We start from the raw sequence: 23,886 nt of genomic DNA on the forward strand, positions 1-23,886 counted from the left end.
GGCGGCTTCGGGGGGTGTACCGGGCAATCCCGGTGGGGAGGGGAGCAGGTTGCCGCTTACGCTGTGGGGCATGAGCAAGTCGCCTGGGGAGCGCGTGCCGGTCCGGTCGTTCTGGTGGTGGAAGCGGCCGCGCAGCGCTTTCCTGGACATCGGGCTGGCCCTGCTCGCCGCGGTGGAGTGCGCGACCAGCACGATCGCCTTCCTCTCCGCCCGGATCCACGTCACCACCGCGGGAGCGGTCGGCATAGCCGTGCTCGGCACGCTGGCCGGCGGCTCGCTGATGGTGCGCCGGCGCTGGCCGGCCGTCCCGGTGCTGGTGACGCTGCTGGTGATGCCCGGAATGCTGGGCGTGGTGCTGCTGGTGGTGGCGCTGTACACGCTGGCCTCGACCTGGGAGTGGCCCTCGCGCCGCCGCCGGGTGGTGGCGCTGTCCGCGCTGGCCTTCGCCGAGGCGGCCGCCGTGATGGCGGTGTCGCTGATGACGCCCGAGGACTCGCCGGTGGACCCGCCGCCGCTGTGGGGTCAGATCCTGCTGTCACTGCTGGTGTCGGTCGGGCTGACCGTCGCCCCGGTGGTGACCGGACTGTACGTCGGCGCGCGGCGACGGCTGATCGACTCGCTCAAGGACCGCGCCCACGGCCTGGAGACCGAGCTGGACCTGCTGGCCGAGCAGGCGCAGGAGCGCGCCCGCCGGGCCCGGCTGGAGGAGCGCACCCGGATCGCCCGGGAGATGCACGACGTGGTGGCGCACCGGGTGTCGCTGATGGTGGTGCACGCCGGGGCGCTGGAGCGGATAGCGGGCAAGGACCCGGACCGGGCGGCGCAGAGCGCCAAGCTGATGGGCGAGGTGGGCCGGCAGGCGCTGAACGAACTGCGCGAGATCCTCGGGGTGCTGCGGATGGACGACGAGCGGCAGCCGGAGCCGGACTCGCTGGCCGGGCTGCCCCGGCTGGTGGACCAGTCCAGGGCGGCCGGGATGGCGGTGACCCTGACCGTCAGCGGCAGCCGGCAGGAGTTCACCGGCGAGGCCGAGCAGACCGCCTACCGGGTCGTCCAGGAGGGTCTGACCAACGCGCACAAGCACGCCGGCGGCGCCCAGGTGTCCGTCCTGCTCTCGTACGCGCCCAACGGAGTGCGGGTGGCCGTGGTGAACGCCTGCCCGGGCGGGGAGGAGGGCGCGGCGAAGCTACCCAGCGGGGGCAACGGGCTGGTCGGGATGCGGGAGCGGGTGATCGCGCTGGGCGGCACCTTCTCCTCCGGGCCGGAGGCGGACGGGGGCTTCCGGATCGAGGCGGTGCTGCCGTCCCGGTTGGCGGTGCGGGCCGAGCGGCTGGGCTGAGCCGCCCTCAGCGTCCTTCCGGGCCCCGCGTCACTCGTCGGCGGTGCGCAGCCGTTCCGGGACGGTGCCCAGCACCAGGGTGGAGATCGCCTGGTCGATGCCCTGGCCGAGGAACCACTCGCCGGTGTGGTCCAGGCTGTAGACCCGGCCCTCCTCGTCGACGGCCAGCAGCGCCTGCCCGTACGCCTCCTCGCCGAGCGGAGCCAGCCGGGTGCCCAGCGCCCGGCCCAGGTCGAGCAGGGTGCGCGGCTGGTGCAGGCCGCACAGCGGGTCGATCAGGAACGGCGTGCGGGCCAGTTGGCGGCCCGGACCGGAGAGGTCGAAGGCGAGGCCGCCGAACTCGGCCCAGGCCTCCACCGCCGCCGGGAACACCACGTGCTCCGCACCGCCGGGAGCGCCGTACCCGACCAGAGTGTCGGCCCACTCCTCGGCCTGCCGGATCTCCCAGCGGCCGGGGTGCCAGCCGGCCGCCTTGAGCTCGGCGGCGACGTCGGCGGGGAAGCGGGGGCGGGTCCGGGTGCCGGCGGGGGCGAGGGTGGCCGGTGCGGGCGGGACGGGCGGGTTCAGGGCGGGCTCCAGGGCTGGGGGACGGGGGGACGGGCCGACGCGCGGCCGGTCAGTGCGCGGGCGGCCCGACGGCGACGCTGCGCACGGTGAAGTGCTCCAGCATCGGGTCGCAGGAACGGCACGGCGGGGCGTGGCTGCCGTGCGCCGGGTCGCCCTCCTCGCGGATGCGAACGGTCGTCATCCGGGAGCCCTTGAGCGCCTTGCGGGCCTCGTGCAGGGTCATCGGCTTGCGGGCGGCCCGCTTGGAGCGCCGGCCGTCGACCCCGGTCAGGTACTGGGAGAGCAGGACGGCCTCCGGGCAGCGGCCGGTGAACCGCTCGCGGGCCTCCGACGGCAGGGTGTCCAGGAAGTCGGCGACCAGGTGGTGCAGCACCGGGCGGCGCGGGTCCTTGTCGCCCGCCAGGGTGTGCACCTCGCCGCCCTTGAGCGACAGCGCGGCGGCGACGGCGGGCAGCAGGCTGTCGCGGTGGTGGCGCAGCACGGGCGGGCCCGCCGGCTCACCGGTGGTCATCCGTCGTCCTCCTCCTCGTAGTCCGGCGTCGGCCGGAGCGACCGGGCCGGTCCTGGGCAAGCCTGTCAAACGGCACCGACAACCGCACAACCGGGGTGCGGCGGCGGCCGGTGCCGTGACGGACCGGCCGGGCGGTCGCCCGGTGCCGACCGAACGCGCGTGCGTCCGTCACGACTTGTCCGCCGATCCACCGACACCGCCCGGTGGCCCGCCTGGCAGACGGGGGGTTGAGGGCAGGCCCTAGGCTGGTGCCCAGCAAGCACCGTATTTGCAGCAGCCAGTGGGGGCTCCCAGATGACGACAGGTCGGCCCGGCGTCGCCGCCGCACCGAACGCGGCGTACGCAGGTCAGGTGGTGCAGTTCCCGGATCCGGTCCGCGCGGAGCGGCACCCCGCCGGGGTCAGGGTGGACGAGAACGGCTTCCCGGACTTCGGCCCGTACGCCGCCGCGGCGGCCGAGGTCGCCGACCCGCCGGAGGGCTTCGGCGTGGACGAGCTGCGGCTGACCGACTACGTCTCGGCGAACGCCGCGCTCTACACCCAGGGCCACCCGCTCTGGGCCGACCTGCCGACCGCCGTCGCCACCCCGCCCGGCTGGACCTGGCACCACGCGGTCGGCCGCGCCGCCCCCGGCTGGCGGCGGATGGAGCTCGTCCCGGTCGAGGTCAAGGCGCTGCTGCGGCACCACGCCGGCCTGGCCACCTCGGCCGCCGACCACACCCGCCGCGGCACCCGCCCGCTCCAGGAGCGCCGGCCGGTGCACTTCGCGCTGGCCATGGACGGCGGCGACCCGATCGGCGTCCCCGAGGACCTGGTGCAGCGCGCCGAGCAGCGCCTCGGCTACCGGCTGCCCGACGCCTACCGGACCTTCCTCAAGCTGGGCGGCGGCCGCGCCCCGGTCGGCGTGGCGCTGGACACCGAGCTCGGACTGCTGCTGGACCAGCCGTTCCTGACCCTCACCGAGGAGTACGGCACCGAGGACCTCGTGTACGCCAACAAGTGCCTGCGCGACCACCTCACCAAGGACTACCTCGGCATCGCCTACGCGCAGGGCGGCCTGGTGGCGCTCAAGGTGCGCGGCGAGCGGGCCGGTTCGGTCTGGTTCCACCTGTACGACGACGCCCGCGACAACGGCGCCCCGGAGGCCCCGGAGGACCGCTGCGCCCGGCTGCTGCTGCCCTGCGGCGACGACTTCGACGCCTTCCTGCTGCGGTTGGCGGGCAGCCCGCCGGAGCTGGAGACGGTCGCGGAGCTGATGGTGGACGGCGGGTTCGCCCGGGCCGTCCCGGTGGGCTGAGGCGCGTGGTCTCGGTGGTCGCGGTGGTGTCGGTGGAACGGGGGACGAAGAGGATGCGGACAGGGGTGAACCGGGCGTGGTGACGTACGCGCAGGCGCAGGAGCTCGCCGAGGAGTGGATCAACGGCGGGGTGCCGCGCTCGCAGCAGCGCGAGGTGCGGGTCCGGGAGTTCGACCTGGGCTTCGTCTGCTGGGCGGTGGCGCCCGCGGGCGCGGCCGACGGCTCGGGCGGTGCGAGTGGGACGGGCGGGACGGGCGGCGGCTCGGGGGAGGCGCGGCTGGTGATCGCCCGGGACTCGGGCGCCAGCACGCTCTGGCCCGCGCTGCCCGTCAACGAGGTGGTCCGGCAGTACGAGGAGGTCTACGGGCGGCCGGTGGCGGCCAACCCGGCCGGGGCGGCGAAGCCCGCGCCCGGGCCGGTGGAGGCGACCTCCTTCCTGCTCAGCCCGCCGCAGTGGCTCCAGGAGGCGGGGGCCGCGGCGATCGCGGCGGAGGCGGAGCGGCTGGGGACGGCTCCGGCCGGCCCGCAGGGGGAGGGCGCCGAGGCTCCGGCCGGCGCCGCTGCCGCCGCGCCGGTCGAGGAGCCGCCCGCGCCCGCTCCGGCGTCCGTTCCTGCTCCCGTTGCGGCTCCGGCTCCGGCTCCCGCTCCGGCTCCGGCTCCCGCGCCTGCGCCGGCCGTGCTGACCGAGCCGCCGGTCTCCGGCCGGCCCGCCGGGGACGCGCCGACCATGCTCGCGCCGCCGCCCCTGTACGACGAGCCGGTGGCGCCGCCCGCGGCGCCGGTCGCACCCGTCGCACCCGCGCCCGTCGCGTCTGGGACGCCCGCCGGCCCGGGCCGGCCGTCGGCCGGGGACGAGGCCGCGACCGTCCTGATGCCCGAGGGGCTGCGGATCACCGGCTCGGACCTGCCCGAGCCCACCGCGCCGGCCGGTGCCGAGGCCGCGACCATGCTGATGCCGCCGACGGGCGGCGGCTACGGCATGCCCCCGGTCCCGCCGCCCGCCGCCGAGCCGCCCGCCGCCCCGCCGGCCCCGGTGCCCGCCGCGGCCGCCGAGCCGGCGCCCACCGTGCTCGCCTCGCCGGACGCCATGCCCGGGCTGATGGGCCTGCCGGGCGCCCCGGCCGTCTCGCCCGCCGGCGGTGCGCCGGTGGAGCAGGCGCCGACGATGCTGGCCCCGCCCGGCGGTGTGCCCGGCCCCGGTGGTCTGCCGGGTGCCCCGGCCGCCCCGCCCGCCGCCGGCCCGCAGGTCGAGCACGCGCCGACGATGCTGGCCCCGCCCGGTGGTCTGCCCGGCCTGGCGGGTCTGCCCGGTGCTCCGGGCCCCGGCACTCCGGCTCCCGGCACCCCTGTCCCCGGTGGCCCGGAGGTCCCCGGCGCGCAGGGCGGGCTCGGCCGAGGCGCGGCCTCGGTCCCACCGCCGCCCCCGCCGGCCGCGCTGCGCGGTGGTGCCGCCGGTGCCCCCGGCGCGGGCGCCGCCCCCGCCGGGCTGGGGCGCAACGCGGCTTCGGTGCCGCCGCCGCCCCCGCCCGCCGGGCTGAAGCACACCCCGGGCTCCGGCACGCCCGCCGCCGCCCCCGGCGGCCGTGGCGCCGCCTCCACCCCGCCGCCTCCGCCCCCGGCCGGCCTGCGCGGCGGCGAGGCCCCGGCGACCCCGCAGGGCGGTCCGTCCGCCGGTCCGTCCGCTTCCGGTCCGTCTTCTTCCGGGGTGGCGTACGAGGCGACCCAGCTGGCGGGCGCGATCGACCCGGCGCTGCTGAGCGGCCCGGTGGACCCGGGCACCCCGCCGTCCGGCGGCCCCGCCGTCCCGCCGCCGCCCGGCGGCCCGGCGGCCCCGGCCGCGCCCGCGGCCGGCTACGGCTACCCGAACGCGGGCGGCGCCGCCGGGGTCGTCCCGCCGGCGGCGGTGCCCGGCTCGTCGCCGTCCGCGCAGGTGCCCCCGGGCGTGCCCGCGGTCGGCCCGGGGTACTTCGCCGCGCTCAGCTACCGGGGCCCGGACGGCTCGGAGCAGAAGCTGCTGCACCGCAGCGAGCCCGGCACCCCGCACCCGGAGTGGAAGATCCTCCAGGACCTGCGCCGGCTCAACGTGCCGCCGGAGCAGGTGCTGGAGCTCTACACCGAGCTGGAGTCGTGCGACCTGCCGGGCGGCTACTGCAACCGCATGATCGCCGCGTCCTGGCCGAACGTCCGGCTCACCCACACCGCCCCGTACGGCCGTGACCACGCCTCCCGGCAGGCCGGGATGGCCGAGCTGCTGGACCACCTGGACGAGCTGCACCAGCTGGCCTCCGGTGCCCAGCGGGTCCGCCCGCTCCGGGTGCCGCTGCCCGCGCCCGGGACGGTCCAGGCGCTGCCGCCGCTCCCGCCGCAGCAGCTGGCCCAGGAGGCGGGCGCCGCCTTCGGGCAGAACCTGTTCCGCTACGAGCAGCGCGCCGTCTCCCGCCAGGGCGTGCCCGAGCCGGTGTCCCAGTCCCTGATGTGGGCCGGGCTGCCGCGCGACTTCGGGCCGTTCTTCTGGGCGCAGGCGCAGGAGGGCCGTCCGATCCCGACGCTCGCCGAGCTGGCCGCCGAGCGCGGTCTCGGCGCGGGCCCGGACTTCGGCGGCTACCTGGTGCTGGGCAACGACTACGGCCGCCAGCTGTGCGTCCAGTACGGCACCGCGCACGTGGTGGCCGTGGACATCGATGGAACCGGCCAGCCGCCCCGGTTCGTCAACACCGGTGTACCGGAGTTCGTCCGCTCGCTGGCCCTGCTGGGCCGGATGTGGCGGCTGCGGTACGGGCTGACGCCGGACCAGGCCGGTCGCTGGACGACCGACTTCCAGGCCCAGCTCGCCGCGATCGACCCGGCGGCCCTGCAGAACGCGGACACGTGGTGGGCCGTGCTGCTGGAGCAGTTCTGGGACGGCCTGCTGTAGCGGACCGTCGCTGATCCTCGCAGGTGGGAGGGGTCGTTCCGGTGTCCGGAACGACCCCTTCAGCGTGCCGCCGCAGCTGTGCCTCGTTGGGGTTTCGCCCGGATCTGCGCAAAATAGGTCAAGAGGATGGGTCTATTCGTCCGGTCCTCGACACATTCCGGTCCGTACGGCGACGGAATCCGGCCCCGGGCTCCGAACCGGTTCCGGATCCGTCCGTTCCGTCCGATCATGGGCTCCGCAGCCCGCGAAACGAGGGGAAGAGCCCATGAGCGACGCCGTCCCCCAGTACGGCTTCACCCAGGCCCGCCGTGGCTACGCGCCCGAGCAGGTCGAACGAGCCCTTGCCGCTCTCACCTCGCAGCGTGACGAGGCGTGGGAGCGGCTGAGCGTCCTGGGCGCCGGCATCCGGCAGATGGAGGCCCGGCTGGCCGACATCCGCCGGACCGCCGAGGAGGCCCCGGAACCCGACTACCAGGTGCTCAGCGAGCAGGCCGCCGGACTGGCCACGATGGCCGAGAACGAGGCGCGCGCCGTCCGGGAGAAGGCCGAGCGCTTCGCCGAGGACCTGCGGGACGAGGTCTACGAGGCCGGGCAGGCGGCCGCCCGTGCCGCCGAGGAGTACGCCGCCACGACCCGTGCCGACGCCGACGCGGCCGCCCGCCGCACCGAGGAGCGGACCCGGGCCGAGGCCGAGGGCATCCGGTCCGAGGCCGACCGGGAGAGCCGCGCCGTCCGGGACGCCGCCACCGCCTACGCCGCCAAGGTGCGGGTGGCCGCCGCCGAGGCCGGCGAGCAGTCCGAGGCCGAGCTGGCCGCCCGGCGCCGCAAGGCCGACGAGACCTTCGCCGCCGCCCAGGCCAAGGCCGACGCCGAGGACGCCGAGGTGTCGGCGACCGCCGAGCGCCGGGTCAAGGAGGCGGAGCAGCAGCGGGAGACCGTGCTGAACCGGATCAAGCAGCTGGAGACGGACGCCCAGGCCAAGGCCGACCAGCTGATCGAGCGGGCCCGCCGGGAGGCCGAGGAGATCAACGCGGCGAGTGAGCGCGAGCAGCGCGAGTTCGACGCCCGGCTGGAGACGGTGCAGCAGCACCTGGACCACATCAAGGCCACGCTGGCCTCGCTCACCGGGTCGGCGGTCGGCCAGATCGAGCCCGAGGCGGCGGCCGCGGCCGCCGCGGCGGCCCAGGCCTCCCAGGACTCCGCCGGGGCGGCCGTGGCCACTGTGCCCCCGGCCCCGCGGGACGCGGTCGCGGACGCCGTCGTCGACGCCGTACCGGTGGACGACGCCGCGCCGGTGGACCCGGAGGCGGACACCGGGGAGATCCCGGTGGCGAACCTGCGCAAGGCCCTGGCCTCCGCGGCTCCGGCGGCCGGGGCCGAGGCGCCCGCCCAGGGGCAGTCCACGACCGTGCTGCGGACCCCGGTGGTCGGCAGCAGCGCCACCAAGGCCATCGGCGGGCGGGTGGCGACCGGCCCGGTGCCGCCGAAGCCGGCCGCGCCGCCGGCCGAGGAGACGGCGGACGGGCAGGCGGGCGACGGGCCGGCGGCCGAGGGGAAGGCCGGCGACGGGAAGCCGTCGGAGGCCGAGACCCGGATCGTGCCGAAGATCATCATCGTGGACGACGGCAGCGACTACGCGACCCCGCACACGGTGAGCTACCACCGCCGCTGACCGGCCGCCGTCCGTCCCGGCGTTGGGAAGGCCCCGACCGCCCCCGCCTCGGGTGCGGCCGGGGCCTTCGCCGTGCCGGGCGGCGGGGCGGCCGGCGGGGTCGGCCCCGGGGACGAAAGAGGCCGAGACCCGTGGCGCCCTCCAGGAAAGGGCGCCACGGTTCCCGGCGCTTGGGCGGGCGCCCCCACCCAGGGCCGCCCGGCCTCGCACCTCCGACCCCCATCGGCGGTGCGACAGTGCCCCCACAGCCATCCCCCACGGTTGGGTGCGGCGGGCACGTTCACCATGGTGCTCGATCTCCATGGACGGCCAGTGACAGGAGTATGTCCAGTTCGTGGCGGATAGCCGTGCCCGGTCCGGTGCGGCTCCCGGTTGGTTCGTCCACCGGGCGGTCCGGCGTTCCGTCCAGTCGTTCGTTCCCGGATGTGCTCCTGACGGATTCGCGTGGGGAGGGCGGCGGGGCGGTCGGCGGTTCGGCCCTGACTCAGTACTGACCCGGCCCCGATCCGGCCCGCCGTGGCCCCGTCCGGCCCCGCCGAAGGCGTGGACCGCGTGCGTGTCCGTGCCTCGGCGTAGGCTGGAGACCCCCGGCCGCTCGGCGTGCCGGGCCGTTCGCGTTGCCCCGGCGGGCCTTCGCCGCCCGGGGGCAGCACCAGCCACGGGACGAAGAAGAGACCCCAGATGAGTCTGACCGGACTGCTCGATGTCGTCGCGCGGGACGCGGCGCTCGCCGAGGCGATCGACGCGGCCACCGCCCCCGGAGCCGCGGCCGGCGGACGCCGCCACCTGGACCTGGTCGGCCCGCCCGCCGCCCGGCCGTTCGCCATCGCCGCACTGGCCCGCGCGCTCGCCGGGCAGGCCGCCGGGGACCACGGCCGCCCGGTGCTCGCCGTCACCGCCACCGGCCGCGAGGCTGAGGACCTCGCGGCCTCGCTGCGCTCGCTGCTGCCCGCCGACGCCGTCGCCGAGTTCCCGGCCTGGGAGACCCTGCCGCACGAGCGGCTGTCGCCCCGCTCGGACACCGTCGGGCGCCGGCTGGCCGTGCTGCGCCGGATCGTGCACCCGCGGGCGGACGATCCGGCGGCCGGGCCGGTCCAGGTGATCGTCGCCCCGGTCCGCTCGGTGCTCCAGCCGCAGGTCAAGGGGCTGGCCGAGCTGGAGCCGGTGGCCGTGCAACGCGGCGAGTCGTACGACCTGGAGGAGGTGGCCCGCCGGCTCTCCGCCGCCGCCTACGCGCGCGTCGAACTGGTCGAGAAGCGCGGCGAGTTCGCCGTCCGCGGCGGCATCCTGGACGTCTTCCCGCCGACCGAGGAGCACCCGCTGCGGGTGGAGTTCTGGGGCGACGAGGTCGAGGAGGTCCGGTACTTCAAGGTCGCCGACCAGCGCTCGCTGGAGATCGCCGAGCACGGCCTGTGGGCGCCGCCCTGCCGGGAGCTGCTGCTCACCGACGAGGTGCGCGCCCGGGCCGCCGAGCTGTCCGCCGGGCACCCCGGGCTGGCCGAGATCCTGGACAAGATCGCCGAGGGCATCGCGGTCGAGGGCATGGAGTCGCTGGCGCCGGTGCTGGTGGACGACATGGAGCTGCTGCTGGACGTGCTGCCGCTCGGCTCCGTCGCGGTGGTCTGCGACCCGGAGCGGGTCCGCACCCGGGCCGCCGACCTGGTGGCGACCAGCCAGGAGTTCCTGCACGCCTCCTGGGTCGCGGCCGCGTCCGGCGGGGACCGTCCGATCGACCTGGAGGCCATCGACGTCTCCGCCGCCTCGCTGCGCTCGCTCGCCGAGGTGCGCGAGCACGCCGACGAGATCGGGCTGCCCTGGTGGTCCGTCAGCCCGTTCGCGACCAGCGAGTCGACCGTCGACGGCATCCTGGAGTTCGACGCCAACACGCTGACCCTCGGCATGCACGCCGTCGAGGCCTACCGCGGCGACACCGCCCGGGCGATCGCCGACGCCAAGGAGCGGCTGGCCGCCGACTGGCGGGTGGTCATGGTGACCGAGGGGCACGGCCCGGCCTCCCGGCTGGCCGAGGTGCTGGGCAACGAGGGCATCCCGGCCCGGCTGGTCGCTGACCTCGCCGAGGCGCCCACCCGGGACGTCGTCCACGTCTCCTGCGGCTCCATCGAGCACGGCTTCGTCGACGAGAACCTGAAGCTCACGGTCATCACCGAGACCGACCTGTCCGGCCAGAGGTCCTCCACCAAGGACATGCGCCGGATGCCCTCGCGCCGCCGCAACGCGATCGACCCGCTGGCGCTGGTGGCCGGCGACTACGTCGTCCACGAGGCGCACGGCGTCGGCAAGTACGTCGAGATGGTGCAGCGCACCGTCCAGGGCGCCACCCGCGAGTACCTGGTGCTGGAGTACGCCCCGGCCAAGCGCGGCCACCCCGGCGACCGGCTGTTCGTGCCGACCGACCAGCTCGACCAGGTCACCAAGTACGTCGGCGGCGAGGCCCCGACGCTGCACCGGCTCGGCGGCGCTGACTGGGCGAAGACCAAGCAGCGGGCCAAGAAGGCGGTCAAGGAGATCGCCGCCGACCTGATCAGGCTGTACTCGGCCCGGATGGCCGCCCCCGGCCACACCTTCGGCCCGGACACCCCCTGGCAGCGGGAGCTGGAGGACGCCTTCCCGTACGCGGAGACGCCGGACCAGCTGACCACCATCGCCGAGGTCAAGTCGGACATGGAGAAGTCCGTCCCGATGGACCGGCTGATCTGCGGCGACGTCGGCTACGGCAAGACCGAGATCGCGGTGCGGGCCGCGTTCAAGGCCGTGCAGGACGGCAAGCAGGTGGCGGTGCTGGTGCCGACCACGCTGCTGGTGCAGCAGCACTTCTCGACCTTCGCCGAGCGCTACGCCAACTTCCCGGTGACGGTGAAGGCGCTGTCCCGCTTCCAGACCGACAGCGAGGCCAAGGCCGTCCTGGAGGGGCTGTTCGAGGGCTCGGTGGACGTCGTCATCGGCACCCACCGGCTGTTCTCCTCCGAGACCAGGTTCAAGGACCTCGGCCTGGTCATCGTCGACGAGGAGCAGCGCTTCGGCGTCGAGCACAAGGAGCAGCTGAAGAAGCTGCGCGCCAACGTGGACGTGCTCACCATGTCCGCGACCCCGATCCCGCGCACCCTGGAGATGGCGGTCACCGGCATCCGCGAGATGTCCACCATCACCACCCCGCCGGAGGAGCGGCACCCGGTGCTGACCTTCGTCGGGCCGTACGACGAGAAGCAGATCTCGGCCGCGATCCGGCGTGAACTCCTGCGCGAGGGCCAGGTGTTCTACATCCACAACCGGGTGGAGTCGATCGACAAGGCGGCCGCCCGGCTGAAGGACCTGGTGCCCGAGGCGCGGATCGCCACCGCGCACGGGCAGATGGGGGAGACCCAGCTGGAGAAGGTCGTCGTCGACTTCTGGGAGAAGGAGTTCGACGTCCTGGTGTCGACCACGATCGTGGAGTCCGGCATCGACATCTCCAACGCCAACACCCTGATCGTGGAGCGCGGCGACACCTTTGGCCTCTCCCAGCTGCACCAGCTGCGCGGCCGGGTCGGGCGCGGCCGCGAGCGCGGCTACGCGTACATGCTGTACCCGCCGGAGAAGCCGCTCACCGAGACCGCGCACGAGCGGCTGGCCACCATCGCCCAGCACACCGAGATGGGCGCCGGCATGTACGTCGCGATGAAGGACCTGGAGATCCGCGGCGCGGGCAACCTGCTCGGCGGCGAGCAGTCCGGGCACATCGCGGGCGTCGGCTTCGACCTCTACATGCGGATGGTCGGCGAGGCGGTGGCGGAGTTCCGCGAGTCGCTGGCCAACGGCGGGGCGCCGGAGGAGGAGCCGCTGGAGGTGAAGATCGAGCTGCCGGTCGACGCCCACGTGCCGCACGACTACGCGCCCGGCGAGCGGCTGCGGCTACAGGCGTACCGCTCGATCGCGGCGGTCAACTCCGAGGAGGACATCAAGCAGGTCCGGGACGAGCTGGTGGACCGCTACGGCAAGCTGCCCGAGCCGGTGGAGAACCTGCTGATGGTCGCGGGGCTGCGGCTGTACGCCCGGCGCTGCGGGATCGCGGACATCACCCTTCAGGGCTCCAACGTCCGCTTCGGGCCGGTGGAGCTGCGGGAGTCCCAGCAGTTGCGGCTGAACCGGCTCTACCCGCGCAGCCAGGTGAAGGCGGCGGCCCAGCAACTGCTGGTGCCGCGCCCGAGCACCGGACGGATCGGCGGCAAGCCGCTGGTCGGGAGGGAACTGCTGGGCTGGTGCACCGAGTTCCTGTCGGCCATGTTCGACGACCTGGCGGGGGCGAAGAAGTAGCGTCCGCCCCCTGGGTGGTCCACGGCGGTCTCGGGCTCTGCCCCGGGGCCGCCGTTCCGTGTGTACGGGCGCCGACCGTCGTGGACGGAACGCGGCCCGCCGGCCGGACTGTGAACCGGTGTGTCAGCCGACGTGTCAGTCGATGTGTCAGCCGAGCTTCCACTGGCCGGTCTGCGGGGCGAAGCCGCTGTCGAGGCCGAACTGGGCCTTGTCGAGCTTGGCGTCCTTCGGGACCTCGAAGGTGACGAAGCCGAGGGCGCTCTCGCCGGGGGCGATGTTGGCGGGGACCTGGAAGCTCGGGCCGGCCTTGGTGTCCGCGATCGTGGTGCCGAAGGCCTGGCCCTGGGTGTCCACCACCTTGGCGCTGTTGCCCGGGACGTCGCTGTAGGCCTTCTTGCCGCTCGCCTTGATCCGGAACTGGACCGCGACGAAGCGGTTGCCCTCGGCCGGGTGGGTGAACTCGTCCTCGCCCTCGGCGTTGTCGACCACCTTCACCACCGTCACGTCGGCGGTGTCGGCCGGGTCGTTGCCCTTGAGCGCGATGGTGTCGCCGACCTTGGCGGCGGCCTTGCCGGTGTCGGCGGGCTTGCTGTCGGCCGGCTTGGCGGCCTCGGAGCCGGTGGCGGCCGCGGTCTGCTTCGGCTCCGTCGAGACGGCGGGGCCGCTGGTGGAACCGCACGCCGTCGCGGTCAGGGCGACCAGGGCGGCGCCCAGCAGCAGGGCGGAGCGGCGGGTGGCGGTGCGGTGGACGGCGGTGCGGCGGGCGTTCGCGGACATGGATGTCTCCCGGCGGATCGGTGGCTTCCCCTGCGTCGCCCCCGTTCGGCGGCGACAAAGAGATCACACCACCCGGTTGTGAACCGCGTCAATGGAATTTCACAAAACTTCTCTGTTCACATGTGAACTGCGGCGGCGGGGTGCGTCGCTATGCTGTGTGGTCACACCCCGCCCCTGCTGTGCGGTCGCAGCCCCACCGAAGGAGCCCCCGTGCCGGACCGTCCCGAAGTGACCGCTGCCGAGATCGCTCGGCTGGCCGGCGTCGGCCGTGCCGCGGTCAGCAACTGGCGCCGCCGCCACCCCGACTTCCCGCGCCCGGTCGGCGGCACCGACGCCAGCCCCGCCTTCGCGCTCCCCGAGGTCGAGTCCTGGCTGCGCGCCCAGGGCAAGATCGCCGAACTCCCGCTGCTGGAGCGGGTCTGGCAGCTCGTCGACACCCTCCGCGACCCCACCGGCCACCCCGCCGCCCCGCTGGTCGAGGCGGGCGCCCTGCTCCTGCTGCTGCACCGCGAGCCCGGGCGGTGGACCGAACTCGCCGACCGGCCGGACGCCCGGCTCGCCCTCGCGCTGCCCCGGGCCGTCACCGGCACCGCCGTGCACGCCTTCGGCCCGGACGGTGCCCGCACCCTCGGCCTCCCCGGCCTGCTCGGCAGCACCCAGCTCGACCTCGCCCGGCTGCTCGCCGAACTCGCCGCCCGGACCGGCCCGGTCGGCGCGTACGAGCAACTGCTCAACCGGTACGCCGAGGCCAACACCCGGCAGCTCAGCCCCACTCCGCCGGAGGCCGCCGAACTGCTCGCCGCCGTCGCCGGTGTGCCCGCCACCGTGCTCGACCCGGCCGTCGGCCTCGGCGCCGTCCTGCTCGCCCACCCGCCGACCACCGGCCGCTACGGCCAGGACGCCGACCCGGTGACCGCCGCCCTCGCCCGGCTCCGGATCGCCCTGCACACCCCCGCCGACGAGCCCGGCCCGCTCCCGCTCGACCTGCGGGCCGGCGACGCCCTGCGCGCCGACGGTTTCCCCGGCGACACCTTCGAGGCCGTGCTCTGCCAGCCCCCGTACAACGAACGCGACTGGGGCCACGACGAGCTGCAGTTCGACACCCGCTGGCCCGGCGGGCTCGTCCCGCCACGCGGCGAGTCCGAGCTCGCCTGGGTGCTGCACTGCCTCGCGCGCACCCGCCCCGGCGGCCTCGCCGCGCTGCTGCTCCCACCGACCGTCGCCGCCCGCCGGGCCGGCCGCCGCATCCGGGCCGAACTGCTCCGCTCCGGCGCGCTGCGGGCCGTCATCGCGCTGCCGGCCGGCGCCGCCCCGCCGTACGGCGTCCCGCTGCACCTGTGGGTGCTGCGGGCGCCCCGGCCGGGGGACGACTTCCGCCAGGTGCTGCTGCTCGACGCCGGGGCGGCACCCTCCGGTCCGGCCGGGGCCGCCGGGGCACCTACCGCCGAGGGCGGACGGGACAAGGTCGACTGGACCGAGCTGCGGCGCACCGTCCTGGAGGCCTGGCGCGGCTTCGACCTCGCCGCGCGTGAGGGCCTGCCGGTCCCCGACGACCGCCCCGGCGTCCACCGCGCGATGGCCGCCATCGACCTGCTCGACGACGAGACCGACCTCTCCCCGGCCCGGCACGTGCCGCCCGCGGCCCCGCTCGGTGGCGCGGCCGAACTCGGCCACCTCGGCGGGCGGCTGGCCGAACTGCTGGCCGGCCTGCCCGACCCGGCCACCCTGCTGCCGCAGCCGACGGCCACGTCCGGCGGGTCGCCCGGCGGGGCCGGCGGCGGGGCGTCCGGGGCGGCTCCGGCCGGGACGACCACCATCGGCGAGCTGGTCCGCGGAGGCGCGCTGGAGGTGTTCTCCTCCGGCACCGGCGCCGCCACCCGACCGGCCGGGGCGGGGGCGGGCGGCACCCCCGTCGTCACCGACCAGGACCTCGCCACCGGCGCCGCGCCCAGCGCCGTCCTGGCCGCCGGCCCCGGCCCGGCCGGCGACGTCCGCACCCGCCCCGGCGACGTCCTGGTCCCCGCCCTCGGCGGCGGCACCGCCCGGGTCGTCCCCGCCGACGGGCCGCTGGTCGGCGCCGCACTCGGCCGCCAGCTCCACCTCCTGCGGCCCGACCCGGCCGCCCTCGACCCCGAGTTCCTGGCCGGCCAGTTCCGCTCCACCGCCGGCACCCGGCGCGCCGCCAGCCACGCCACCACCACTGCCCGACTCGACATCCGCCGGGTCGAACTGCCCCGCCTCCCACTCCCCGCCCAGCAACGCCTCGGCGCCGCCTTCGCCCGCCTCGCCGCCTTCGACACCGCCCTCGCCCAGGCCGCCGCCCTCGGTCGCACCCTCACCCAGGCCGCGACCGACGCCCTGGCGACCGGCACCCTGGCACCACCGGCCTGAGAGCCGCCGCTGCCGGTGTCGCGAGGTGATGCCGGCGTGGCGGTGGTCGGGTGGATGCCGTCCGGGGCGGGAGGCGGGGTGGGCGAATCGTTCACACCGTCCTCGGCCTCGCCCGGGCCGCCGTCGGCAGCGCCGGCCTGACGGCTGCCGGGGAGGTGACCCGGACTCAGCGGCGTTGTCCGCCGGTGCCGGTGGGGCGCGGTATCGATGCGGCTGCGGCCGGGCGGAAGGCCTCCGGGGCGGGCGGGTCGGGCGGTACGGTGTGCGGAACCGTTCGCACCGCCCTCGGTGCCGGTCCTCACCAGCTCAGGAGTGCGCATGTCAGGGCAGTACCCCGGGCAGTTCGGGCCGCCGCCCGGCGGCACGCCGTACGGGCCGGGGTACCCGCCGGGCACCGTGCCGGGGGTGCCGCCCGGGGCGGCGGCGGTGGGCGGGCAGGCCCCGATTCCCGGACGGTTCGGGGTGACCGCGCGCGTGCTGTGCACGGCGGCCCCGCTGATCACCTTCGGCCTGCTCGGGGCCGTCCCCTCGCTGCTGTTGGCGGTCCGGCGCCGGAGGGCGTACGACATCGCCGGTGCGGTGGTGTTCTGCGCGCTGCTGCTCGCCATGATCGTCTCCGCCGGGGTCGCGGGAACTCTGAAGAACCCGACCGCCGACACCACCGGTTCGGTCACGCTGGCCGTGCTCTGGCTCCTGCCCCCCGTGCACTACCTGCTGATGGACAGCCGCGCGGTCTGGCTGGCCGGGCCGCCGGTGCCGTCGCCCGTCCCACGGCCCGTCCCGCCGTACGCGGCACCGAACGTCTCCCCGTACGCTCCGACCGCGCCCGTGGTCCCGGCCCCCGTGACACCGACCCCCGCGCGCCCGGCCCCCGAGACCGACCACGACCTGCGCGAGCTGGGCGAGCTGCTGCGCCGTCAGGCCCGCGAGGACCGCCCGTGACCGCAGCCCGGCTGATCGCGGGCCGCTACCGGCTCACCGAGAAGATCGGCCACGGCGGGATGGGCCAGGTCTGGGCCGGCCAGGACGAACGGCTGCACCGCCCGGTCGCGGTCAAGCTGCTCCGGCCCGAGCACCTGCTCCCCGGAGGGAGCGGCTCGGGTGGCGAACGGGCCCGTCACGGCGACGAGTTGCGTCGCCGCTTCCTGCGCGAGTGCCGGGTCACGGCCGCGCTCGACCACCCCGGGCTGGTCACCGTCTTCGACGCGGGCGAGGACGAGGGCGAGCTCTACCTCGTCATGCAGCGCGTCCCCGGGGTCAGCCTGGCCGACCTCATCGCCGAGGACGCGCCCTTCCCGATCGAGCGCGCGGCGGCCGTCGCCGCGCAGCTGTGCGCCGCGCTGGCCGCCGTCCACGCCATCCCGGTGGTCCACCGCGACCTCAAGCCGAGCAACGTCATGGTCCGCGAGGACGGCCGCACCGTCCTGCTCGACCTCGGCATCGCCACCGCCCTGGACACCGAGACCACCCGGCTCACCCTCACCGGTGTGCCGGTCGGCAGTCCCTCCTACATGGCGCCCGAACAGGCCCTCGCCGCCACCACCGACCCGCGCAGCGACCTCTACGCGCTCGGCTGCCTGCTGCACGAGATGCTGGCCGGCGAGGAGCCGTTCCGGGCCCCCACCGCGCTCGGCGTCCTGCGCCGACACGTCGACGAACCGCCCGTCCCGCTACGGGAGTTGCGCCCCGAAGTGCCGCAGCCGCTGGAACAGCTGGTGCTCGACCTGCTCGCCAAGCGGCCCGCCGACCGTCCCGCCGACGCCCGGGCCGTGTACGCGCGGCTGCTCCCGCTGCTGCCCCTGGCCGAGGCGGCCCCGCAGCCCCGCCACACGCCGCTGCCGGACCCGGCCCGCCCCTTCCGTTACCCGCACCAGCCGCAGCCGCCGGTCGCGGCGGCCGTACCGGCACCGCCGGTCCGCTCCGAGCCGCGGCCCTTCCTGATGCCGCCCGCCCCGCCGACACCCCCTCCCGCCCCACCGACACCCCCTCCCGTCCCGGCCGCTCAGCCCGTCCCGGCGGGCCCGGACCTCGGCGCCGAATGCGCCCGGCTCTCCGACCTGGTCGAAGCCGGCCGCCACGCCGAGGTGCTCGGCCTCGCCGCCCGCCTGCTGCCCCGGGCCGAGGCCGAACTCGGCGAAGCCGCGCCGCTGGTGCGCACCATCCGCACCATCTACGCCCGCACCCTGCTGCACGAGGGCCACCCCCGACAGGCCCTCCCCGAGTACCGCCGCCTCGCCGCGACCGCCGACGGCGGCCCGCACGGCCCCGAGGGCCTGGACCACCGCTACCGCGCCGCCGTCTGCCTCGACCGGCTCGGCCACGGCGCCGAGGCCCTCGCCGAGTACCAGGCACTCCTCACCGCCCACACCGCCCGCCTGGAGTCCGGCCTCGACACCGACCCCGAACGCGGCTACGACCTGCGCGAACGCATCGGCCTCCAGCTCGCCGCCACCGGCGACGCCCACAACGCCTGGCAGTGGCTGCTCCCGCTGCTCCTCGACCGCGAACGCCGCGACGGCCCCCACCACCCCGCCGTCCGCCGCCTCCGCCAGTCCCTCGCGACCCTCACCCCCGCCGCCACGCCCTGGCCCCCGGCGCCGCGCTGACCCGCGACTCCTCGGCCGGCGCGGCGCCCAGGGCGTCGGCCTCCCGCCGCGCGGCCGCCGCCTCGGCCGGGTCCGCCCCGGCCCCGGCGAGCAGGTCGACGAGGCCGGCCAGGTCGCGCAGGGCCTCGCGAGGTCGGCGGCGTACGCCCGGTCGTGCCGGAGGAGGCGCCGGAGTACGCCGACGTGTTCGCGTGCCGGATCGAGCGCCTCGGCGGGCCGGGCGAGGTCCCGGAGGGTCCTGGCTCGCGTCCACACGGCCCAGGCGGGGAACGGCTGCGCCTCGGCCGACTCCTCCGAGCCCGCCGACCAGGGCGATCGCCTCCCCGCCGGCGGCCGGCGCGGGCAGCGGGCGCCCCGCCCGGGTGAGCGGGTGCGCCAGGTTGCCGAGGCCATGGGCGGGACCACCGCGGTGTTCCCCGGGGTTCGCCGGGTGGAGTCGTCCAGGGCGTCGTCCTCCGCCCCGACCGCGGTCAGCCGCTGGTCCAGGGTTCGCAGTACCCACCCGAGACCGGTCAGGCCGGCCTCCGGGTCGCGGTCGACGAGTTCGCGGAACGGGGCCACGTTCCCGTTCGGCCTGCCTCGCGGAGCCGTAGCGCCAGGTCGTCGAGGGCGTCCGCCAGCGCGGTGGCATCGTCGGGTGCCCCCGTACCGTTCCAACAGGGCGACGGTCTCCTCGCAGGACGCGACCGACTCGGTGAACCGCCCCACGGCGGGCAGCAGCCTGTCGTCGGACTGAAGGGCCAGGGCGAACCGACAGGGGAGCAGCCGGACGGCGCGGCGGTGCAGGGCGGCGCAGGCGGCGGCCTCGGCCCGGGCGGCGCGGTCGCCGTCCCGGGGGAGGTGGTCGGGGATCGGGGCTCCGCCGACGGTCAGTTCGGCCCCCGCCGCCTCGCTCCGGTGGCCCGGCGGATCCCGTCCGGCACCGCCGTACCGCCGCACCCCCGGAGGGCGGCAGAGTAGGTTCGGAGTGTGACGACGAATGCTGTGCCGACGAATGTCCCGGGCGCGAAGCTGATCCTGCTGACCACCACCCACCGGGTGGCTCCCGGCCTGCTGGCGTGGCCGGCGTGGGAGGCGTTGCGGTCGGCGGGGCGGGTGTTGGTGGGGGACGAGGGGCATCCGCAGGTGGCGGCGGTGCGGCAGGCCGGGGTGGCGGTGGAGGCCGTGCCGCCCGGGTCGGCGCCCGCGCTGGCGCGGCTGCTGATCGGGCAGCCGGCCGGGGCCGGGCCGACGGTGTGGCTGGGCAGCCCGGACGGGGATCCGGGGCTGACGGACGCGCTGGCGCGGCTCGCGGTGGAGCACGCCGGCGAGGTGCCGGAGATCGAGGTGCTGCCGGGCTCGTACGACCTGCCGGGGTCGCGGCTGCTGGACCTGGTGACGGTGATGGACCGGCTGCGCTCCCCGGGCGGCTGCCCCTGGGACGCCGAGCAGACGCACGAGAGCCTGGTGAAGTACCTGGTCGAGGAGGCGTACGAGCTGGTCGAGGCGATCGAGGAGGGGGACCGGGGGACGCTGCGCGAGGAGCTGGGCGACGTCCTGTTGCAGGTGTTCTTCCACTCCCGGATCGCCGAGGAGCACCCGACCGAGCCGTTCACCGTCGACGACGTGGCCGGGGACATCGTCGAGAAGCTGATGTACCGGCACCCGCACGTGTTCGGGGATGCCGAGGCCGTTGGCGCCGCCGAGGTGGAGGCGAACTGGGAGCAGCTGAAGGCGGCCGAGAAGGCGGACCGCGAGTCGGTGCTGGACGGCGTGCCGGCCGGGCTGCCCTCGCTGGCGTACGCGGCGAAGCTGGTGTCCCGGGTGCGCCGGGCGGGCTTCACCGGGGTGCCGGACGAGCCGTACGAGCTGCCGGCCGAGCTGACCGCCGACTCGGCGGGCCGGCTGCTGCTCGCGGTGGCGCAGCGGGCGCACGACGCCGGGGTGGACGTGGACGCGGCGCTGCGGTCGGCCGCGCGCGGTTACCGGGACGCGGTGCGCGCGGCCGAGGGCCTCGGGCCGGACGGGGAGTAGCGGTTCAGGCCGCCTTGGCGGCGGGCTCGGGGCGCCGCTGCGGCGGGACGAGCTCGCCGATGGCCTCACCGACGAGGACGACCAGTTCGGCGAGCCGCTCCAGGTCGAGGTGGTCGGGCAGCTCGGCCAGCGAGATGATCCGCTCGCCGCCCGGGCCGGCCACGGCGAACAGGTCGATCGGCCCGAGGTGCTTCTCGGCGGTGTCCACGAGGGCGGCGACGTCACTGGGGCGGCGGATGTCGCCGCAGACGCCGACGACGGGGCAGCCCGGCCGGTCGAGTTCGGCGGCGAGGTCCTCGGCGATGCCGACGTGCTGGTCGGCGATCAGCATGCCGACGGTGCCGGCCGCGGCGAACCGGCGGGCGAGGCCCGCGCCCGACCCGCCGTCGAGGACCGCGACGACGACGACTGACCCGCTGACCCGCATGGTCTGCTCCTCCCTGTGGGCGACACCGCACCGGCGCCCACGCGTACTGCGGAGGATCGTAGGCACGTCCCGACCCCCCGCAACAGGGATTACCCCTCAGGTGACCAGACTCACGCCCGCCCCGCGGCCAAGAGTCGGCCAAGAGCTGTCCACGGACCGGCCACGGACCGTCCAGGAACCGGCCACGGGGCGGCAACGGAGCGGCCACCGGCCGTTGGCGCGCCGGCCGCGGTCCGTCGGGGGAGGGCGGTCCCGTCGCACCGGATACGGTCGGTCCATGCCAGCTCAGCCCCACCCCGCCCGGCCCGCCGCCGCGCCGTCCGACGCCCCCGCCCCGCAGCTGTTCACCTGGGAGTTCGCCGCCGACCCGTACCCCGCCTACGCCTGGCTGCGCGAGCACGCCCCGGTGCACCGCACCACCCTGCCGAGCGGCGTCGAGGCCTGGCTGGTGACCCGGTACGCGGACGCCCGGCAGGCGCTCGCGGACGGCCGGCTGTCGAAGAACCCGGCGCACCACAGCGAGCAGGCGCACCGCACCGGCCGGGTGGGCATCCCGGGGGAGCGGCAGGCGGACCTGATGACCCACCTGCTGAACATCGACCCGCCGGACCACACCCGGCTGCGCCGGCTGGTGTCGAAGGCGTTCACCCCGCGCCGGGTGGCCGAGTTCGAGCCGCGGGTGCAGCAGCTCACCGACCGGCTGATCGACGGCTTCGCACAGCGCGGTTCGGCGGACCTCATCCACGAGTTCGCCTTCCCGCTCCCCATCTACGCGATCTGCGACATGCTCGGGGTGCCGTCCGAGGACCAGGACGACTTCCGCGACTGGGCCGGCATGATGATCCGGCACGGCGGCGGCCAACGCGGCGGCGTGGGGCGGGCGGTGAAGCGGATGCGGGCGTACCTGCTGGAGCTGATCCACCGCAAGCGCGCGGACCTCGGGGACGACCTGATCTCCGGCCTGATCCGGGCCAGTGACCACGGCGAGCACCTGACCGAGAAGGAGGCCGCGGCGATGGCCTTCATCCTCCTGTTCGCGGGCTTCGAGACCACCGTGAACCTGATCGGCAACGGCACGTACGCGCTGCTGCGCAACCCGGAGCAGCGCCGGCTGCTGCAGGAGTCGGTGGCGCGTGGGGAGAGCGCGCTGCTGGAGACCGGGATCGAGGAACTCCTGCGCTACGACGGGCCGGTGGAGCTGGCGACCTGGCGGTTCGCGACCCGCCCGCTGACCATCGGCGGGGTGGACATCCCGGTCGGCGACCCGGTGCTGGTGGTGTTGGCCGCGGCGGACCGCGACCCGGCCCGGTTCGCGGCCGAGAACACCCTGGACCTGGCCCGGACGGACAATCCCCACCTGGGCTTCGGGCACGGCATCCACTACTGCATCGGCGCCCCGCTCGCCCGGCTGGAGGGGCGTGCCGCGCTGGCCACACTGCTTTCCCGGCTGCCCGATCTGCGGCTCGCGGAAAGCCCGGAGAACCTGCGCTGGCGCGGTGGTCTGATCATGCGTGGGCTGCGCGAACTGCCGGTGGAATTCAGTCCGGAGAGCCGCTCCCCGCACACGCCTCCGCAGGCCCCGTCCGGGCCCGCGAGCCGCTGAGACCACGCTGACGGGGCGTCGCCGATCGCCTGCCGGCGGGGGTGTGAACAACCATCAATCCGGACATAACCCCGCTGTTGGTAGGCGATCGGACACGGGCCGTAATTGTCGTGTGATATCGACGATATGAGCTTGTGATTGGTCTGATGTTCTGTCTACTCTCCCTGGAGTTCGCAGCTGCGGACCTCGTGCGCGGAACGCCGAATCCTGCCCGCCGCGCCACGGGAAACCGACCAGACCCTGGGCAGGGGCGGGGGACCCAGGTTTGTTGCCGTCTCCCACGGCTTGGGGTGAAGCCGCCCGAGCGGAATCGTTTCCGCTTACGGCGGCCGGGCCACCTCCCGGTCCGAACCCGACAGCTCACCTCGCAGGCGTGCGGAGAGGGACCTCTTCATGCTGTTCGTCGGAACCGGCCGTCACCGTCGTCGCACCCAGACCGAGAAGGCCATCGCCGTCGCCGGTGTGGCCGGCGTCGGACTCGCGATGCCGCTCCTCACCGCCACCGGCGCCTCCGCCGCCCCGGCCTCCACCTGGGACTCCGTCGCCCAGTGCGAGAGCGGCGGCAACTGGAGCATCAACACCGGCAACGGCTTCTACGGCGGCCTCCAGTTCACCTCCAGCACCTGGAAGGCGTACGGCGGCACCGCCTACGCGGCGCAGGCCAACCAGGCCGGCAAGGCCCAGCAGATCGCGGTCGCCGAGAAGGTCCTGGCCTCGCAGGGTCCGGGCGCCTGGCCGGTCTGCTCCCAGAAGGCCGGCCTGACCAAGGGCGGCGCCCCGGCCGTGGTCGACACCTCCTCGGACGCCAAGCCGCAGTCCGCCCCCAAGCAGCAGGCCCCGAAGCCCGCCGCCAAGCCGGCCGAGAAGCCGGTCGTGCAGAAGCCGGTCGCCCAGAAGCCGGTGCAGAAGCCCGCCGCGCAGCCGGTCCAGCAGGCCGCCCCGCAGCAGCAGGCACAGCCGCAGACCCCGGGCTTCTCCGGCCAGGCCGGCTGGGACGCCGACGCCAAGGTGTACTGGTACCAGAACAACGGCGCCTGGTACTGGACCAGCCACCAGAGCGTCTACCAGCAGTACGCCGGCCAGGCCGCCGCCCAGCCGCAGTACGCCCCGCAGGCCGCGCAGTCGGCCCCGCAGGCCGGCGGCCACGACTACACCGTCCGCACCGGTGACACCCTGTCGACCATCGCCGCCGCCCAGGGCGTGTCCGGCGGCTGGCACGCGCTGTACGACCAGAACCACGCCACCGTCGGCGGCGACCCGAACCTGATCATGCCCGGCCAGGTGCTGCACCTCGGCTGAGCCGTCGGCTCCGGTGCCGACGCCCGTCGGCGCACGACGCCGACACCGTTCCACCCCGCCGTCCGAAGGGGGCCGGTCCTACCGGCCCCCTTCGTCCGTATTCGCCCGCTCCGGTGGGACAAGCTGGGACAAGCAGGTGAACTACCGGTGCGTAGCGGGG

At 75.8% G+C, this 23,886-nt stretch carries 15 protein-coding genes and 1 riboswitch; of the genes, 11 read left to right on the forward strand and 4 right to left on the reverse strand.

Features of this window, described 5'->3' with window-relative positions:
* Positions 1-70 precede the first annotated feature (70 nt).
* A complete protein-coding gene (locus tag ACZ7RU_RS03820) occupies positions 71-1,339 on the forward strand; it encodes a sensor histidine kinase (RefSeq protein ID WP_470339354.1) in 1,269 nt (422 codons plus the stop codon).
* Positions 1,340-1,369: 30 nt separating this feature from the next.
* On the opposite strand, the gene ACZ7RU_RS03825 is transcribed toward ACZ7RU_RS03820, so the two are convergent.
* Together ACZ7RU_RS03825 and ACZ7RU_RS03830 are read right to left on the reverse strand one after the other, a co-directional pair.
* A complete protein-coding gene (locus ACZ7RU_RS03825; protein ID WP_470339748.1) occupies positions 1,370-1,906 on the reverse strand; it encodes an SUKH-3 domain-containing protein in 537 nt (178 codons plus the stop codon).
* Between the two features lie 49 nt (positions 1,907-1,955).
* Positions 1,956-2,417 carry a YwqJ-related putative deaminase gene (locus ACZ7RU_RS03830; RefSeq protein WP_470339355.1) on the reverse strand — a complete coding sequence of 154 codons (462 nt, stop codon included), beginning with the start codon at positions 2,415-2,417 and terminating at the stop codon, positions 1,956-1,958.
* A gap of 294 nt (positions 2,418-2,711) precedes the next feature.
* Here ACZ7RU_RS03830 and ACZ7RU_RS03835 point away from each other — a divergent pair, with 294 nt between their 5' ends.
* From ACZ7RU_RS03835 to mfd, 4 genes are all read left to right on the forward strand, one after another.
* On the forward strand, positions 2,712-3,713 hold the full coding sequence (locus ACZ7RU_RS03835) for an SMI1/KNR4 family protein (protein ID WP_470339356.1): 1,002 nt from the start codon (positions 2,712-2,714) through the stop codon (positions 3,711-3,713).
* 76 nt (positions 3,714-3,789) lie between these two features.
* A complete protein-coding gene (locus tag ACZ7RU_RS03840) occupies positions 3,790-6,627 on the forward strand; it encodes an SUKH-4 family immunity protein (RefSeq protein ID WP_470339357.1) in 2,838 nt (945 codons plus the stop codon).
* Positions 6,628-6,892: 265 nt separating this feature from the next.
* Entirely contained in the window at positions 6,893-8,299 is a 1,407-nt protein-coding gene (locus ACZ7RU_RS03845) for a hypothetical protein (protein WP_470339358.1), read from the forward strand.
* 681 nt (positions 8,300-8,980) lie between these two features.
* Positions 8,981-12,610 carry a transcription-repair coupling factor gene (gene mfd, locus ACZ7RU_RS03850; protein ID WP_470339359.1) on the forward strand — a complete coding sequence of 1,210 codons (3,630 nt, stop codon included), beginning with the start codon at positions 8,981-8,983 and terminating at the stop codon, positions 12,608-12,610.
* 147 nt (positions 12,611-12,757) lie between these two features.
* Here the strand turns inward: mfd and ACZ7RU_RS03855 are convergent, their stop codons facing one another.
* Positions 12,758-13,387: a DUF4352 domain-containing protein gene (locus tag ACZ7RU_RS03855; RefSeq protein WP_470339360.1), complete on the reverse strand. Its 630-nt coding sequence runs from the start codon at positions 13,385-13,387 to the stop codon at positions 12,758-12,760.
* Positions 13,388-13,615: 228 nt separating this feature from the next.
* Here ACZ7RU_RS03855 and ACZ7RU_RS03860 point away from each other — a divergent pair, with 228 nt between their 5' ends.
* The 4 genes from ACZ7RU_RS03860 (at position 13,616) to ACZ7RU_RS03875 (ending at position 20,397) form a co-directional block, all read left to right on the forward strand.
* Positions 13,616-15,778, forward strand: coding sequence for an N-6 DNA methylase (locus ACZ7RU_RS03860; protein WP_470339361.1), 2,163 nt, complete (start codon positions 13,616-13,618; stop codon positions 15,776-15,778).
* 318 nt (positions 15,779-16,096) lie between these two features.
* A complete protein-coding gene (locus ACZ7RU_RS03865) occupies positions 16,097-16,720 on the forward strand; it encodes a hypothetical protein (RefSeq protein WP_470339362.1) in 624 nt (207 codons plus the stop codon).
* The gene (locus ACZ7RU_RS03870) at positions 16,717-18,384 is read left to right on the forward strand and encodes a protein kinase domain-containing protein (protein WP_470339363.1); all 1,668 of its coding nucleotides are present in this window, start codon (positions 16,717-16,719) and stop codon (positions 18,382-18,384) included. Before ACZ7RU_RS03865 ends, ACZ7RU_RS03870 begins: the two co-directional genes overlap by 4 nt.
* Positions 18,385-19,353: 969 nt before the next feature.
* Positions 19,354-20,397 (forward strand): nucleoside triphosphate pyrophosphohydrolase, encoded by a 1,044-nt coding sequence (locus tag ACZ7RU_RS03875; protein ID WP_470339364.1) that lies wholly within the window; start codon positions 19,354-19,356, stop codon positions 20,395-20,397.
* A gap of 4 nt (positions 20,398-20,401) precedes the next feature.
* Here ACZ7RU_RS03875 and ACZ7RU_RS03880 read toward each other — a convergent pair whose 3' ends face one another.
* A complete protein-coding gene (locus ACZ7RU_RS03880; protein ID WP_470339365.1) occupies positions 20,402-20,824 on the reverse strand; it encodes an SDR family NAD(P)-dependent oxidoreductase in 423 nt (140 codons plus the stop codon).
* A 277-nt stretch (positions 20,825-21,101) separates the two neighbouring features.
* Between ACZ7RU_RS03880 and ACZ7RU_RS03885 the strand changes: the two genes are divergently transcribed.
* Both ACZ7RU_RS03885 and ACZ7RU_RS03890 read left to right on the forward strand, forming a co-directional pair.
* Positions 21,102-22,427, forward strand: coding sequence for a cytochrome P450 family protein (locus ACZ7RU_RS03885; protein ID WP_470339366.1), 1,326 nt, complete (start codon positions 21,102-21,104; stop codon positions 22,425-22,427).
* Positions 22,428-22,648: 221 nt separating this feature from the next.
* Positions 22,649-22,815: riboswitch (cyclic di-AMP (ydaO/yuaA leader) on the forward strand.
* Between the two features lie 5 nt (positions 22,816-22,820).
* On the forward strand, positions 22,821-23,726 hold the full coding sequence (locus tag ACZ7RU_RS03890; protein WP_470339367.1) for a LysM peptidoglycan-binding domain-containing protein: 906 nt from the start codon (positions 22,821-22,823) through the stop codon (positions 23,724-23,726).
* Positions 23,727-23,886: the final 160 nt, after the last annotated feature.

This window comes from Kitasatospora sp. NPDC114501 (assembly GCF_055633695.1).

Coding starts and splice junctions, on each gene's coding strand:
- ACZ7RU_RS03880 (WP_470339365.1), bottom strand. CDS start 20,824: ATGCGGGTCAGCGGGTCAGTCGTCGTCGTCGCGGTCCTCGACGGCGGG.
- ACZ7RU_RS03820 (WP_470339354.1), top strand. CDS start 71: ATGAGCAAGTCGCCTGGGGAGCGCGTGCCGGTCCGGTCGTTCTGGTGG.
- mfd (WP_470339359.1), top strand. CDS start 8,981: ATGAGTCTGACCGGACTGCTCGATGTCGTCGCGCGGGACGCGGCGCTC.
- ACZ7RU_RS03830 (WP_470339355.1), bottom strand. CDS start 2,417: ATGACCACCGGTGAGCCGGCGGGCCCGCCCGTGCTGCGCCACCACCGC.
- ACZ7RU_RS03865 (WP_470339362.1), top strand. CDS start 16,097: ATGTCAGGGCAGTACCCCGGGCAGTTCGGGCCGCCGCCCGGCGGCACG.
- ACZ7RU_RS03855 (WP_470339360.1), bottom strand. CDS start 13,387: ATGTCCGCGAACGCCCGCCGCACCGCCGTCCACCGCACCGCCACCCGC.
- ACZ7RU_RS03885 (WP_470339366.1), top strand. CDS start 21,102: ATGCCAGCTCAGCCCCACCCCGCCCGGCCCGCCGCCGCGCCGTCCGAC.
- ACZ7RU_RS03890 (WP_470339367.1), top strand. CDS start 22,821: ATGCTGTTCGTCGGAACCGGCCGTCACCGTCGTCGCACCCAGACCGAG.
- ACZ7RU_RS03845 (WP_470339358.1), top strand. CDS start 6,893: ATGAGCGACGCCGTCCCCCAGTACGGCTTCACCCAGGCCCGCCGTGGC.
- ACZ7RU_RS03835 (WP_470339356.1), top strand. CDS start 2,712: ATGACGACAGGTCGGCCCGGCGTCGCCGCCGCACCGAACGCGGCGTAC.